At 43.4% G+C, this 15,116-nt stretch carries 12 protein-coding genes and 1 pseudogene; 5 read left to right on the forward strand and 8 right to left on the reverse strand.

All coding sequences use genetic code 11. The annotated features are described in order from the left end of the window. From DW917_RS17300 to DW917_RS14350, 5 genes and pseudogenes are all read left to right on the forward strand, one after another. A pseudogene (locus DW917_RS17300) lies at positions 1-663 on the forward strand (SusC/RagA family protein); the annotation flags it as partial. Positions 664-683: 20 nt separating this feature from the next. Beyond that, positions 684-2,363 carry a starch-binding outer membrane lipoprotein SusD gene (gene susD / locus DW917_RS14335; protein WP_118119784.1) on the forward strand — a complete coding sequence of 560 codons (1,680 nt, stop codon included), beginning with the start codon at positions 684-686 and terminating at the stop codon, positions 2,361-2,363. A gap of 38 nt (positions 2,364-2,401) precedes the next feature. Next, complete coding sequence (locus DW917_RS14340; RefSeq protein WP_118119786.1) at positions 2,402-3,595, forward strand: SusF/SusE family outer membrane protein; 1,194 nt, start codon at positions 2,402-2,404, stop codon at positions 3,593-3,595. Positions 3,596-3,612: 17 nt separating this feature from the next. After that, positions 3,613-5,013 (forward strand): DUF5115 domain-containing protein, encoded by a 1,401-nt coding sequence (locus tag DW917_RS17825; protein ID WP_118119788.1) that lies wholly within the window; start codon positions 3,613-3,615, stop codon positions 5,011-5,013. A 160-nt stretch (positions 5,014-5,173) separates the two neighbouring features. After that, complete coding sequence (locus DW917_RS14350; protein ID WP_118119790.1) at positions 5,174-6,049, forward strand: Rpn family recombination-promoting nuclease/putative transposase; 876 nt, start codon at positions 5,174-5,176, stop codon at positions 6,047-6,049. Positions 6,050-6,094: 45 nt separating this feature from the next. Here the strand turns inward: DW917_RS14350 and DW917_RS14355 are convergent, their stop codons facing one another. The 8 genes from DW917_RS14355 to DW917_RS14390 form a co-directional block, all read right to left on the reverse strand. Continuing rightward, complete coding sequence (locus DW917_RS14355) at positions 6,095-6,364, reverse strand: putative toxin-antitoxin system toxin component, PIN family (RefSeq protein WP_370453539.1); 270 nt, start codon at positions 6,362-6,364, stop codon at positions 6,095-6,097. Between the two features lie 130 nt (positions 6,365-6,494). Then, positions 6,495-7,145 carry an ORF6N domain-containing protein gene (locus DW917_RS14360; protein WP_118119792.1) on the reverse strand — a complete coding sequence of 217 codons (651 nt, stop codon included), beginning with the start codon at positions 7,143-7,145 and terminating at the stop codon, positions 6,495-6,497. A 136-nt stretch (positions 7,146-7,281) separates the two neighbouring features. Next, on the reverse strand, positions 7,282-7,563 hold the full coding sequence (locus DW917_RS14365; protein WP_118119794.1) for a virulence protein: 282 nt from the start codon (positions 7,561-7,563) through the stop codon (positions 7,282-7,284). Next, positions 7,551-7,745, reverse strand: coding sequence for a transcriptional regulator (locus DW917_RS14370; RefSeq protein WP_118119802.1), 195 nt, complete (start codon positions 7,743-7,745; stop codon positions 7,551-7,553). The genes DW917_RS14365 and DW917_RS14370 overlap by 13 nt, the downstream gene beginning before the upstream one ends. 188 nt (positions 7,746-7,933) lie before the next feature. Further along, on the reverse strand, positions 7,934-9,100 hold the full coding sequence (locus DW917_RS14375; RefSeq protein ID WP_118119795.1) for a DUF5115 domain-containing protein: 1,167 nt from the start codon (positions 9,098-9,100) through the stop codon (positions 7,934-7,936). A 17-nt stretch (positions 9,101-9,117) separates the two neighbouring features. Then, entirely contained in the window at positions 9,118-10,305 is a 1,188-nt protein-coding gene (locus DW917_RS14380; protein ID WP_118119798.1) for a SusF/SusE family outer membrane protein, read from the reverse strand. 37 nt (positions 10,306-10,342) lie between these two features. Next, positions 10,343-12,034 (reverse strand): starch-binding outer membrane lipoprotein SusD, encoded by a 1,692-nt coding sequence (susD, locus tag DW917_RS14385; protein ID WP_118119800.1) that lies wholly within the window; start codon positions 12,032-12,034, stop codon positions 10,343-10,345. 20 nt (positions 12,035-12,054) lie between these two features. After that, on the reverse strand, positions 12,055-15,096 hold the full coding sequence (locus tag DW917_RS14390; RefSeq protein ID WP_118119804.1) for a TonB-dependent receptor: 3,042 nt from the start codon (positions 15,094-15,096) through the stop codon (positions 12,055-12,057). Positions 15,097-15,116: the final 20 nt, after the last annotated feature.

Here is a 15,116-nt window from a genome sequence, read left to right on the forward strand (position 1 = left end):
TGGACTTGGACAGGCAGCAAGGTATCTCGTGGTAACAACACTTTGGTACAGGTAAACAAGGTTGGCGAGCCTCTCAATTCATTCTATGTTTTCCAGCAGGTTTACGACGAGAATGGCAAACCTATCGAGGGATTGTATGTTGACCGTGACGGTAATGGAAAGATTGATAATGACGACCGTTATTGCTACAAGAACCCTGCTCCTGATGTAATCATGGGTCTCACCACTAAGTTCATCTATAAGAACTGGGACTTCAGTGCAGCTTTCCATGCTTCTATCGGCAACTATGTGTATTACGATTTCCTGAACTCCAAAGCTGAGTTGATGAAAATCAATGAAACTAACCTCTTCAGAAACACAACAGCAGAAGCCGTCGAACTTGGCTTTAAGGGTACAACTGATCTCACGACCAATGCCAGCGACTACTTCGTACGCAATGCGTCTTACCTGAAGTGTAGCAACATGACTTTGGGATATAGCTTCCCTGCATTGATCAAGACTGGTGCCGAGAAGATTTGCAGTGGACGTATCTACTTCACTGTTCAGAATCCATTCATCATTACCAAGTATAAGGGTATCGACCCAGAGGTAAGCAACGGTATCGATAGCAATCCTTACCCACGTCCAATAAGCTTCCAGCTTGGTTTGAATCTTAACTTCTAAAAATAAAAAAGGAGACAATTATGAAAAAAATATTTATAACGACTGCAATGGCGAGTGTTTTGTGCATGGGCTTTGTCTCTTGCGCAGACGAACTGAATATCAAGTCCATTGACCCACAGTCCACCCCAACATATACAGTAGAGGGTCTCTTGGCCAAGCAGTATGCTACGCTTGGTCTTACTGGACAGAAAGGTCCTGCTGGTTCAGCAGACTTGAGTGGCGACGAGGGTGAGAGTGGATTCATCCGTACCATTTTCAACCTGCAAGAGTTGATGACCGACGAGACAGCATGGGCATATCAGAACGATAATGCTATTGCCCCTATCACCAACTTCAGTTGGAATAGTGGTAATGACCGTGTGAACTGGGCATATCAGCGCCTCATTTTCGACATCACACTGTACAACCAGTTTATTTTCGAGCAGTCAGGTAGCTTGAGCGAAGACAGAATCGCAGAAGTTCGTTTTCTCCGTGCTCTGAACTACTATTATTTCCTTGACCTGTTTCGCAAGGCTCCATTCAAGGACACTTTCGACAACAATCTCCCTACCGAGAAAAGCGGCAAGGATCTCTATGAGTGGTTGGATAATGAGTTGACCACCATCGAACCTATGATGGCTGAGGTGGGCGCTTATAATAACAGTGAGAATTTTGGACGTGCAGACCGTGGTGCAGCTTATGCTCTCCATGCCCGCTTGGCTCTTAACTCTGAAGTTTATACCAATGGTCAGGTAAAGGACTACCAGAAGGCTATTCATTATTGCGACGAGATTATCAACAGCGGTAAATACGATCTTTGTCGTGCAAAAAAGAATGGCTGGAGCGGTTATCAGCAGCTGTTCATGGGCGACAATGACTGCAACCCTGAGGCTATGCAGGAAATCATCTTCCCTATCCGCCAGGATGGTTTGAAGGCTCGTGCGTATTCAGGTACCACATACCTCGTATCAGCAGCTACTATAGGTGGTATGCCTTACGCAAGCACACAAGACCCATGGAAATGTATGTTTGCCCGCGAAAATTTGATTGAGAAGTTCTTCCCTAACAAGGACATCCCAATGGCTACAGTTGATGATGTTTTGAGCAATCCTACACAAGAAGAGGTGAGAGCTAAGGATAGCGAGAAGGGCATCGGTACAGCAGACGTAATCGCAAAGGCTGGAGACGACCGCGCCCTGTTCTATATGGGTGTAGGTGGCTGCGAAACAGGCAAAGTTCGTACTATCAATCCAGGTGAGAACATCACAGGTCCTCTGAATGGTGCATCTTTTGTAAAGTGGAGCAATCTCCATGCAGATGGTTCCACACAGCACGATCAGAACTATTCAGATACAGACTTCCCTATGTTCCGTTTGGCAGAAATCTATCTGACCCGTGCAGAGGCTAAGTACCGTCTCAACGGCAGTCAGGAAGGTTTGGCTGACATCCAGTTAGTTCAGGACCGTGCCAATCGTCAGATAAAAGCTACATCAGTAGATGAGCAGACCCTTATCGATGAATGGTGCCGCGAGTTCTTTATGGAAGGTCGCCGTCGTTCAGACTTGGTTCGCTTTGGCTTGTTCACAGGTTCTAAGTACCTCTGGAGTTTTAAGGGTGGTGTAGAAAAAGGTGCTGGTACTCCAGCATACTACGACATCTATCCAATGCCAGACAATGAGATCAAGAACAACCCTAACTTGCATCAGAACCCAAAATACTAAATTGTTAGGAAACAAGATTTAATTTAAAGAAATCAATTATGAAAAAGATATTCAAATTAATGTTGCTGCCAGCATTGGTACTTCCTTTGCTCTTTACATCCTGTGATGAAGACAGAGACAGCAACCCAACATTGGATCTGAGTCATCTTGCTGAGGGATTTGTATTGAACACTCCTGCTCTTGCAGAAAACAATACCTATGATCTCAAGAGTGCAAAAAACCTTGTGCTTACATGCTCTCAGCCAAATTATGGTGATGCACCTTACGCAGTGAAGTACTATGCACAGGTTTCTATCGACCCTGCATTCGTCAATGATCCTACAACCACTCATACAGAGTTGGCGACATACGCAGAGAATGCAAGCAACTTGGAATTTAATGCATCCGAAGCAAACGATGCTATCGTATCACTGTTCCAGGCAGCCAATCCAGACACAAGCGTTCCTGAGGAAATGCCTATTTACGTCCGTCTTCGCGGAGTCATTAGCGGTACTTTGAATCAAACCTTGGGCGAGACCTATTCAAATGTCATTACCCTGCCTTCTGTCAAGGCTACCTACGAGGCTCCTGACGCTAAGTTCACTGACAACCTCTTCTTGATTGGAAGTTCTATCCAGACTCCATGGCAGAGTTGGAAAGCTATTCCTAAGGTAGAAGGCTTGGATGGCAATTACTATGGTATCATCTACTTGCCTGCAGGTGGTGAGTTCAAGTGGGGTACAGAAAACAATGACTATCGCGGTATTAACCGTCTTAAGGAAATCAACGATGAAGCTGGTGCAGGTATCTCTGCAGGTGAGGAGCAAAACATCAAGGTAGCCAATGCTGGTTGGTACACTCTTCACTTCAAGGGTAAGATTACCGAAGACAAGAAGAACATCGACTGGACACTGACTGTTTACAAGACTCAGGTTTGCCTGATTGGTACTTGTATTGGTCAAAGCACTTGGGGCTTTGCTGACGATACAGCTCTGACACCTCCAGCTGATCCAACTGGTGAATGGGTTTCTCCTGCATTCACTGCCAGCGAAGAGCTTCGTGTTGCAGTCAAGGTAGGTAGCATCGACTGGTATCGCACAGAGTTCACTGTTTACAATGGCGAAGTGTTCTGGCGTAAATATAATATGCCAAACAACTGGGCTGAAACCATGGGTGCAGATTACTCTGTTAAGCCTGCCGTTGGCACGAAGTTGTATGTCAACTTTGATACAAATAAAGCAGAAGTTAGATAATTTAAGATCAAAGCAAAATGAAAAAGACATTTTTATATAGCTTAGCAGTCTTGGCAAGTTTAACACTTGCCAGCTGCAACGGCGACTACGATGATTGGGCTCAACCACAGCACAATCCACAGGAAGCCTCAGCTGCCAAATATGGTATCACCTTTACAGCGGGTCCTGAAGCAGAATGTAATATGCCTGACGAAGATGGAGTCATCAATCTCGTCACAGTCAATTCAACAGATGCCAATGTTACAGGCTATACATTGAAAGACTTGAAAGTGAATGGTGAAGCTATCAAAGGCGAAATCAGTGGCAATAGCATTCAGGTAGATGCTACTGAATTGGAGAAGATTCTTTGCAACGAGAATAAAACTCGCGCCAGCGTTGCAAGTAACATCAAAGTTGAGTCAAAGGTTACAGTCAATCTGGCATCAGGCGATGCTGTTGCCATCAACACAGTAGGTGAAACTACAGGTAAGATTACAACATCCCCAACTCCTGCTATCGACGAAAAGGGCTACTACATGCTCGGCGAGGTAAACGGAAATGACTGGGGTCCAAAAGATCCTGTATGGATGACCAAAGTGTCTGATGGTGTTTACCAGCTCAAGGTCACCACAAAGAAAGACAAGAACTACTTCAAGTTCTACGAAGGCAGCAAGTGGGATGCAACCGGCAACTGGGATGTTATCAACAAAGGTGTCTTGGGTTGCGAGAAGGATGGTTGCGAAGATGCTTCTGGTACAATCTATTATACTGGCGACAGCTGGGGTACTCCACAGACAATGGTTATCGCAGGTAAGGGCACATGGATTGTAACTCTCGACATGAACAACCTGTCTTACTCTGTAGGCAAGCCTATCCTCTATATGGCAGGTGATGCTAATGGCTGGGCAACAAATGACTATCTCGCAGGTGAAGATGGTGTAAAATTCACTGGTTACATGTACCTGAACCAGAATGGTTTCAAGTTCTGTACTCAGCCAGAGTGGAAGGGCACCAACTATGGCGCAGACTTCAATACTGCTCCAGATGCAGCCAACATCACTATTACAGAGCCTGCAGGTTACTATCAGGTAAATGTTGACTTATCTGAGAAAACTTACACTCTGACTCCTATTACATCTATTGGAATCATTGGTAGCGCATCACCTAATGGTTGGGAGTCAGACGTAGATATGACTTACGTTCCTTACAATAAGGATACCAAGGAAGTTAATGGCTACTGGGAAGTTAAGAACATCACATTGAGTGCTGGTGAAATCAAGTTCCGTGCCAACGACGATTGGGCCATCAGTTGGGGTGGAGAGTTAGATAACCTCACAACAAAGAATGGTGGAAACATCACTGTAGAAGCAGGTACTTACGACATCAAGCTTTATGCTTGGGCTGAAGGCTTTGCTAAATGTGTGCTGACTAAGAAGTAAGCATTTGCTTCATCAAATAAACTTAAAATTAATAGGCGGCTCTCAATTCCGAGAGTCGCCTATTTTTTCTCAAAAAAACTTTTCCACCCTAAATCCTTGCGAGTTTCAGAATAAAGTCGTATATTTGCAGATGAAATGTGACATTTTTAAATAAGATATTATGGCAGAACTTAAAGACAGATACATTCGTTTCGACTGGGCTATCAAAAGATTGCTCCGCCAAAAAGCCAATTTTGGCGTACTAGAGGGGTTCCTCACTGTCTTCCTGAACGAAGAGGTAAAGATTATCGACATTCTGGAAAGTGAAGGCAATCAGAGTGCTGCCGATGACAAATTTAACCGTGTTGATATCAAAGCAAAGAATAGCAAAGGAGAAATTATCATCGTAGAAATACAAAACACCAGTGAACTATACTATCTGGAGCGTGTTTTATACGGTGTAGCCAAGGCTATCACGGAACACATCAACCTGGGCAACAGCTACAAGGAGGTGAAGAAGGTGTATTCCATCAGCATTCTCTACTTCGACCTGGGAAAAGGTTCTGACTATATCTATGTAGGACAAAATAACTTTGTGGGTTTGCACACGAAAGACCAGTTGATAATTAGCACAAAGGAGAAGGACAATATCGTAAGGAAATCACCTTCAGAGATTTTCCCAACCTACATCCTTGTTCGTGTCAACGAATTCAATAGTGTAGCTAAATCGCCGTTGGAGGAGTGGGTCAACTACCTAAAGAACGGCGTTATCGCTGCCGACACCAAGGCTCCAGGACTGCAAGAGGCTCGCAAAAAGCTGAAATATTACGAGATGTCTGACGCCGAACGTCATGCATACGATGAGCATCTCAATGCCATCATGATACAAAACGATGTCTTGACCAATGCTAAGCAAGAAGGAAGAGCAGAAGGAAGAGCAGAAGGAAGAGCAGAAGAGAAAAAAGCCATTGCTCTCAGCCTGTTGGCTCAGAATGTAGCTCCAGAAATCATTGTACAGGCTACAGGATTAAGTATCGAAGAAATCAAAAAACTATAAATACCAGGCGGCTCTCGGAATTGAGAGTCGCCTATTGATAAAGAATTATTTCTTGAGATATTTCAAAAAGTCATCAATACCTACTACTTCCACTTTTGGGAAAGGAATGTTTTCTAACTCTTTGAAATGTTTATCTTCTGTTACAATAAAAATAGCATTACTGGCAATGGCACAATCAACAAACTTGTTGTCGTCTTCGTCTGCTTTTATCAATCCAAAGCTGTAATGAGGGTCGATAAACTTTACGTTAGGCAAAATTTGAATATGAGCTAATACTAATCTTGCTACTTTGGAATTGATATTACGACCTAACACCTCTCTTCGTATTCTTCCAATATGTCATTGATACACATAAAACGTATTCTCCCTTTACAAATTTCTGCATATGGATTATGTGCAGATAGTGACATGACAAGACAATTTGTGTCTAGTACAATTTTCTCTTTTAGCATGATACTTTTGCCTTATGATAAGGAGTTCTTTCATGGAGTGTGCGGAAGCTTTCTACTTTTTCTTCATTGAGTGTTCCGTCCGCCCAAAGTCTGTCAAGTTCTTCTTTTAGTTGTGCCCCCAAATAATCAGTTATTACTTTACGCAATCCTTCTATCTCTTCTTTTGAGTCCATAACGGACACAAGGTCAAGAAGTTCGAGTTGGGCTTCATTAAGTATAGTTGCTTTGTCTGGTAAAATACCATGCTCCTTTGCATCTTCATTCACCTTGTCTATGCTTCTTGCCAACTTGCGAAGTTTAGTGAAAGTATCAATGATGGCAATGGTAGTGCTGATGGCTAAATCACCTTTCAGAATAGTGGCAAGCATATAAAGTCCTTGTTCAGTAAATGCGTGAGGTGCAACAGTGGAATGCTTGAGGGTATTGAACCGGTGGAAATTTTCCACCAGTTCCTGTTTCTCGCTGCTATTCAGTTCTATAATATAACCAGGGGGAAACTTTTTGGGGTTATTTTTAACCGCTTTGTTTATATCTCTGGTTTCTACTCCATACAATTCCGCAACATCTCTGTCAAGGATAACTTGCGTATCCCTGATGACAATGATTTTACTTTCTGTTTTTATAATATCTTCTTGATGTCCCATAATTCCTTTTTTAGAGCTATTTATGGGCAAAGATACGACTTTTCCTCGTAACTTCCAAAGTTTTAGGGAAAAATACTTGAAAAGGATGAGGAGAAAGAAAAAAATAGGCGACTCCCGGAATTGAGAGTCGCCTATTCTATGAGTTTTTAACCAAATCAGTAAAGTTCGACCAACTTTCAACTTTGAATCCTCTTAGATCTCTGACAGATTTCTTAAACCACTCTATTTTAGAAAGCTCCATAACTGTTTTTACAAGTGCAGTCAAATCATCATTCGTCGTCATGTATGTACTGCCTTGCACCCACTCGAAGCCATTCTTTTTTAGAAGTTCTTTTATTTCGTAGTAAGCTTTGTTGTAAGGCTCGCCATGGTATTTCTGTAAATCAGAAATAACCATATCAAATGCTAATGCGTACATACTGCCTCCTTTGCTGGTTCAAATAAGTCCTTATATCCAAAGAAGATGTTCCCATCTGCGGTTTTTGCGGAGATGACAATTCCTACGAAAGGATTGTTCTCAACTTCAATCACTTCGCCCTGTATCCAGTCTTTGGCATGTGTCAAGTCTGGAGATATTAATACTTTGTCGCCTGTTCTCATATTCACAAAAATATAAAAGTTGTACTTATTCGCCGCAAAGATACGACTTTTCCTCGTAATCACCAAATGTTTTTTGGGGAAAATGAAGGAAAGAATGCAGGGCATACAAAAAGGCGGTCTCTGAATAGAAACCGCCTTTTTATTATATAAACACACAACATATAGATGTGTACTATTTGTACAAAATGTTATTTCACTTCAACAAAGGCATAAGCACCTGTGATATCATTGAAGTAGATGTTGTATGTACCTGCAGGAACAGGAATGTTGTTGCTGCCACCAGAAGTGATAAGAGTTCCCTTACTCTCATAGTTCTGACCTGCATCAAAACCCCAGTTTCCATCATCGCGCCACTTATGATCTGCACGAATCTTAAAACCGCCATCAGGAATCTCAACATTGGCTTTGTACCAGTTGTGAGGAGTAACCTGCGTAAGGTCGATATCGTCACCATCACTCCACTTGCCACCTACACCTATCAGAGCAACATACTCAAACTCTGTAGGTTTCACAATTTCATAAGTGTAGTCCATCATGTTGATAGTCATCATATAGGTACCAGCCTTTGCAATCTTACCAGCGCCAGCTTTTTCACCTTTTGAAGTGGTCGTGAGAAGTGTACCTTTCATTGCGTCATCACCGTCGTTTTCTATACCAACAACACCCTTAGGATCGTTTTCTACTGCCCAAATATTACCAGTATCTACATTTCCCTGTGGAATAATCTTCCAGCATTGTTTGTCATCTTTAGTAGTAAACACGAGGGTAAATTTAGAATCCTCATAAACATTTGCACCTGAGTGAGTAAATTTAAAGTCGGGTGACAATTTCCAATCTGTCATATCGCCTACGAGGTAGTAGCCAGAATCAATGAATGGAGCCTTTGGAGTCATCTCAAGGTTAAATTTACCAGCATCAATAAGAACAGCATCACCATTTTTGACCGCATTTAAATAAACATGGGCAACAAAAGAGTGAGCTATAGGACGCTTGCCATAAAAAGATGCTGTTACTTCTGCTAGATCTGCAACAGCGGACTTACCCTCAATGCTTGCATTAACGTTTTTCTTGATTGCATTATCTTCTCCTTGAGGAATAATCTCTAAGCGAGCATTATCAAGTGTAAAACCTTCAGGAAGAGCTGCTTCGCTCAATGTGAAGATACTGACACTATCTGTTGTCACACTGGAACAGTCGATGGACTGAACTACTGGTGTTGCAGTAAAGCCAGGAATCGTGATGGCTTCTTCCTGTGGATTGTGCTGTGGTTGAGCCCAATCATCGTAGTCGCCGTTGCAGCTGGCAAGTATAACACTTGCCAAGACTGCTAAGCTATATAAAAATATCTTTTTCATTTTGCTTTCATCTTAAATTATTTAACTTCAGCTTTATTTGTATCAAAGTTGACATACAACTTCTGGCCAGGGGTGGTAGATACAGAGTAATCTGAACCCACGTCCTTCTTCCAGCCGTTAATAACCTTTTGTTTACGCCAGAACACGTCGCCCTTGAGAATAGTGAACTCTGTGCTCCACCACTCGCAGTCACCGACCTTGACAGCAACACGAAGTTCGCTGCCGGCAGTGAATGCAGGAGAAACCCAATCACCACTTGGATCGTCTGGAGGTGTCAGAGCATTTTCGTCAGCAAAGCCCCAATTAGTTTGACCAATACAAGCACCAATCAGGCAAACCTGAGTCTTGTATACAGTCAGTGTCCAGTTGATGTTCTTCTTATCTTTGGAAATCTTACCCTTAAAGTGGAGAGTGTACCAACCTGCGTTGGCTACCTTGAGGTTTTGGTCGTCACCTGCAGTGATACCTGCACCAGCTACATCGTTGATTTCCTTGATTTGGTTGATGCCGAGTTTGTCATTGATCTCAGTACCCCAATTGAATTCGCCACCAGCTGGCACGTAGATGATACCATAGTATTCGCCATTCTTCTCAAATACCTGAGGAATAGGTTTCCAACTCTCCCATGGAGTCTGGATAGAACTTCCAATCAAGAAGAGGTTGTCTGTGAACTTAGCGTCAGGAATAGTAGCCTTCACAGAAGGCAAGGTGATGACATTTGAATAGGTCTCGCCCAAGGTTTGATTCAAAGCACCGCCAATGACTGCACGAAGGCGGATATAAACTGGCATCTCGTCAGGAAGATTTGCATCAGGATTGGCAGCCCGGAAGAGAGATACAATAGCTTTGTTTACTTCGTATGCATCAAAATCCAAACTGCTTGGATTCTCTGCATATGTCGCCAACTCTTTATGAGTGACTGTAGGATCGCTGACGAATGCAGGGTTGATAGATACCTGCGCATAATACTTCACAGGGTAAGGTACTCCACCATAATTTGGCTGAGAGCATGTCAATACCAAGTTTTTTGCATAGTAGGGGTCGTAGGTATTGTTTTCTGCAAGAGCAGGAGTGTTCAATACAAATCCCTCTGCAAGATGACTCAGGTCCAATGTAGGGTTGCTGTCTCTGTCTTCATCACAGGATGTAAAGAGCAAAGGGAGTACCAATGCTGGCAGCAACATGAATTTGAATATCTTTTTCATAATTGATTTCTTTTAATTAAATCTGGTTGCCTAACAATTAGTATTTAGAATTTTGGGTCATGTTAGGATTGTTCTTGATTTCATTGTCTGGAATAGGATAGATGTTGTAGTATGATGGAACACCAGCACCTTTTTCTGCACCACCCTTGAAACTCCAGAGATACTTAGAGCCAGTGAACAAGCCAAAGCGAACCAAGTCTGAACGACGGCGACCTTCCATATAGAACTCACGGCACCATTCATCAATAAGGGTCTGTTCATTTACTGATGTAGCTTTCGAGGCACGGTTGGCACGGTCCTGAACCTTCAGGATGTCATCCAAATCATCCTGACCAAGGCGATACTTAGCCTCTGCACGGGTCAGATAGATTTCTGCCAAGCGGAACACAGGGAAGTCTGTATCAGAATAGTTCTGATCGTGCTGTGTGGAACCATCTGCGTGGAGATTGCTCCACTTTACAAAAGACGCACCATTCAGAGGACCTGTGATAGCCTCACCAGGATTGATTGTACGAACTTTGCCTTCTTCGCAGCCACCTACACCCATATACAACAGGGCACGATCATCTTTAGCCTTTGCGATCACGTCGGCAGTGCCAATTTTCTTCTCGCTATCTTTTGCAATCACCTGTTCTTTAGAAGGATTCTTCAAGACATCATCAACTGTAGCCTTAGGGATGTCATTCTTGTTAGGGAAGAACTTCTCAACCATGTTTTCGCGCGCAAAAAAACATTTCCATGGGTCACCTGTGCTTGCATAAGGCATACCGCCGATAGTGGCTGCCGATACGAGGTAAGTGGTACCTGCATACGCACGGGCCTTCAAACCATCCTGACGGATAGGGAAGATGATTTCCTTCATAGCATCTGGGTTGCAGTCATTGTCGCCCATAAACAACTGCTGATAACCGCTATAGCCATTCTTTTCTACACGACAAAGATCGTATTTACCTGCGCCTTCACCTACGTTGTTGAGAATCTTGTCGCAATATTCAATAGCCTTCTGGTAGTCCTTCACCTTACCCTCGGTATAAACTTCAGAGTTAAGAGCCAAGCGGGCATGAAGTGCGTATGCTGCGCCACGGTCGGCACGTCCGAAATTCTCTTTGTTATTATAAGCACCCACCTCAGCCATCAGAGGCTCTATGGTGGTCAACTCATTATCCAACCAGTCGTAGAGATCCTTTCCCTTTTTCTCGGTAGGGAGACTATCGTCGAAAGTGAGCTTGAATGGAGCCTTGCGATACAGGTCAAGGAAATAATAGTAGTTCAGTGCACGGAGGAAGCGAACTTCTGCGATTTGGTCTTCGCTCAGGCTGCCTGATTGCTCGGCAATAAACTGGTTGTACAGAGTAATGTTGAAAATGAGACGCTGGTATGCCCAGTTTACACGGTCATTACCGCTATTCCAACTGAAATTGGTGATAGGAGCGATGGCATTATCGGCCTGATATGCCCATGCAGTCTCGTCAGTCATCAACTCTTGTAGGTTGAAAATGGTACGGATGAATCCACTCTCACCCTCGTCGCCACTCAAGTCTGCTGAACCAGCAGGACCTTTCTGTCCAGTAAGACCAAGCGTAGCATACTGCTTGGCCAAGAGACCCTCTACTGTATATGTTGGGGTGGACTGTGGGTCAATGGACTTGATATTCAGTTCGTCTGCGCAAGAGACAAAGCCCATGCACAAAACACTCGCCATTGCAGTCGTTATAAATATTTTTTTCATAATTGTCTCCTTTTTTATTTTTAGAAGTTAAGATTCAAACCAAGCTGGAAGCTTATTGGACGTGGGTAAGGATTGCTGTCGATACCACTGCTTACTTCTGGGTCGATACCCTTGTACTTGGTAATGATGAATGGGTTCTGTACGGTGAAGAAGATGCGTCCGCTGCAAATCTTCTCAGCACCTGCCTTGAACAATGCAGGGAAGCTATAGCCCAAAGTCATATTGCTACACTTCAGGTAAGAAGCATTGCGTACAAAGTAGTCACTGGTATTGGTGGTGAGATCTGTTGTACCCTTAAAGCCAAGATTGACGGCCTCTGCAGTTGTGTTTCTGAAGAGATCGGTATCGTTAATTTTCGCCAACTCTGCTTTTGAGTTCAGGAAATCGTAGAACACATAGTTACCGATAGATGCATGGAAGGCAGCACTGAAGTCCCAGTTCTTATAGATGAACTTGGTGGTGAGACCCATGATGACATCAGGAGCAGGGCTCTTGTAGCAATAACGGTCGTCATTGTCAATCTTGCCGTTACCGTCACGGTCAACATATACACCCTCAATAGGCTTGCCGTTCTCGTCGTAAACCTGCTGGAAAACATAGAAAGAATTGAGAGGTTCGCCAACCTTGTTCACCTGTACCAATGTGTTGTTACCACGAGATACCTTGCTGCCTGTCCAAGTCCAGTCTTGTAAACCAGCCTCCAACTTAGTGATTTCGTTGTGGTTCCATCCTACGTTGTAGGTTACATCCCATACGAAGTCCTTGGTAACGATAGGTTTTACATTGAATGCCAATTCTACACCATAGTTTTCTACAGAACCGATGTTCTTCAAGAGTTGGTCGCCAAAGTTGGTACCACCAGCAATGGCAACGGTTGCCAAAAGGTCGGTAGTCTTACGATAGTAACCATCTACATTAAAGCCGAAACGGCCATTGAGAGCGGTGAAGTCGAGACCTCCATTGTAAGTTGTAGTCTTCTCCCATGTCAAGTCTGGATTGTACTTGGATGGGCGCATTGTTGTGTAATATTTGTTACCAAATGGATACTGTGCATATGTATCACTGATGGTATATACAGGAGCATAGTAGAAGTCATCAATACCATTCTGCTGACCAGTCTTACCCCAACCCAAGCGGAGTTTCAATTCGTCAATCCATTTTACATTCTTGAGGAAAGGCTCGTTGTTGATTTTCCATGCAAAAGCTGCTGCTGGGAAGTAACCCCACTTCTTGCCATCTCTGAAACGAGAAGAACCATCGGCACGGAATGTAGCTGTAAGCAGATAACGATCTAACAGGTTATAGTTGAAACGTCCGAAGTAAGATACCAAAGAGTTGTGACTCTTCCACATGGTGTTCTTCTGATATGTAGGGTTATTTACATAGTTCCATTCACCATCAACCATCTGTGGATTGTTATCTCTCAAGTACTCATCAATACCGCTTCCGAAGTTATAGCTTACTCTGTGGAAGTGGCTCTGCTCAGCACCTGCCATGATGTCGATGTCGTGTACACCAAACTTGTGGGCATATTCGGCAAAAGCTTTTCCTTCGATGCTGTATTTGTATTGATGGTCTGTCTTGTAATAACCAAAATAGTTATTAGAAGAAGAATACTTGTTTATATCATTGTGCTGCTTGGCATCTGTGTACTGTGCACCTATAGCAGCATGTAAATGCAAGTCTTCGAAACCATGAATCTTATAGTCCACCTCAAGATTTGATGTAATGTCATGGGTGTTGGCCATTATCTTTTGGTTGTCGAGGAGAGCCACAGGGTTTTGAGGTACTTGAGCCTTGGCAATCTTTGTCCAGTTAGGATCAGTAATTGTGTTACCCGCATTGTCCAGATACTGGAAATATCCACCTACGCAATTGTACATAGGGTCGCTTACACGAACAGGCTGTGTAGGATCCATGGTCAGTGCAGCACCGATGGCATCACCAAAACTTGCATAGCGATCCTTCTCGAACATATACTTCGCTGTGAAGTTGACGTTCAAGTGCTTATTGAGGAAGGAAGGAGCCAAATTGACAGAAGTATTGAAACGCTTCATCCAAGTAGTCTTGACGATACCATTGTTGTCATCGTAACCTAAACCAATTCGATATGGCATATCCTTCAAACCGCCCTGAATGCAGAGGCTGTGCTTGGTAGAGATGGCTGTACGGAAAATCTCATCCTGCCAATCGGTATCAGCTGTACCCAAACCGCTTGTGTCGATACCTAAAGTGGTAAGAGCCTGCTTATAATCGCTGGCGTTCATTACCTCATATTTCTTCTGGATGGTAGATACTGTAACATCGCCATTATAGGTAACAGTTGGTTTCTGTCCAGAACGTCCCTTCTTGGTTGTAATGATGATGACACCATTAGATGCACGAGAACCATAAATAGCGGTAGCGGAAGCGTCTTTCAATACGGTGAAACTCTCGATATCGTTAGGGTTAATCATAGCCAAGACGTTACTTGTACCAGTAAGGTTGTTGTTGTCAATAGCCAAACCATCGATTACGTAGAGAGGGTCATTAGAAGCACTCAGAGAAGCACCACCACGGATACGAATCTGTGCGCCAGAACCAGGCTGACCACCACCAGTCTGTACGTCCACACCGGCAATCTTACCTACCAACATATCTGAGGCACTGCTTGTGATACCCTTTGACATCTCATCAGGCTTGATAGCTGTAACAGAACCTGTCAAGTCGTTTTTCTTTGCGCGACCATAACCGATAACAACGACTTCGTTCAATGCCTTAGAGTCATCAATCATGGTAATAATCATGCTCTTGCTTGCTTGAACGGTTTTTGGGGTCATACCCAAATAGGTGAAAGTTAGGTTAGTACCAGGAGCTGCATCGATAGAGAAGTTACCATCCATGTCGGTAATACCTACGGTCTTACCGTTAGCAGTAATGGTAGCACCCATGACAGGCTCACCAGAAGCATCTTTCACTTGTCCCTTAATAGCACCAGATTGTGCAAAGGAACTCGCTGTCAGGAGAAGACCACTTGCAAGGGTCAACGCTCTGAGAGGCAATTTAATTTTTACCTGCTTCATCATTTGCTTGATTTTTAAGT

This window comes from Prevotella sp. AM42-24 (genome assembly GCF_003461825.1).
GTDB classification, from domain to species: Bacteria; Bacteroidota; Bacteroidia; order Bacteroidales; family Bacteroidaceae; genus Prevotella; species Prevotella hominis.

What these genes read in the sequence shown, in the direction of transcription:
- DW917_RS14365 (WP_118119794.1), bottom strand. Translation starts at nt 7,563, where the DNA reads ATGTACGCATTAGCATTTGATATGGTTATTTCTGATTTACAGAAATAC.
- DW917_RS14390 (WP_118119804.1), bottom strand. Translation starts at nt 15,096, where the DNA reads ATGAAGCAGGTAAAAATTAAATTGCCTCTCAGAGCGTTGACCCTTGCA.
- DW917_RS14360 (WP_118119792.1), bottom strand. Translation starts at nt 7,145, where the DNA reads ATGGGACATCAAGAAGATATTATAAAAACAGAAAGTAAAATCATTGTC.
- DW917_RS14375 (WP_118119795.1), bottom strand. Translation starts at nt 9,100, where the DNA reads ATGAAAAAGATATTTTTATATAGCTTAGCAGTCTTGGCAAGTGTTATA.
- DW917_RS14350 (WP_118119790.1), top strand. Translation starts at nt 5,174, where the DNA reads ATGGCAGAACTTAAAGACAGATACATTCGTTTCGACTGGGCTATCAAA.
- DW917_RS17825 (WP_118119788.1), top strand. Translation starts at nt 3,613, where the DNA reads ATGAAAAAGACATTTTTATATAGCTTAGCAGTCTTGGCAAGTTTAACA.
- susD (WP_118119784.1), top strand. Translation starts at nt 684, where the DNA reads ATGAAAAAAATATTTATAACGACTGCAATGGCGAGTGTTTTGTGCATG.
- DW917_RS14380 (WP_118119798.1), bottom strand. Translation starts at nt 10,305, where the DNA reads ATGAAAAAGATATTCAAATTCATGTTGCTGCCAGCATTGGTACTCCCT.
- DW917_RS14340 (WP_118119786.1), top strand. Translation starts at nt 2,402, where the DNA reads ATGAAAAAGATATTCAAATTAATGTTGCTGCCAGCATTGGTACTTCCT.
- susD (WP_118119800.1), bottom strand. Translation starts at nt 12,034, where the DNA reads ATGAAAAAAATATTTATAACGACTGCAATGGCGAGTGTTTTGTGCATG.
- DW917_RS14370 (WP_118119802.1), bottom strand. Translation starts at nt 7,745, where the DNA reads ATGAGAACAGGCGACAAAGTATTAATATCTCCAGACTTGACACATGCC.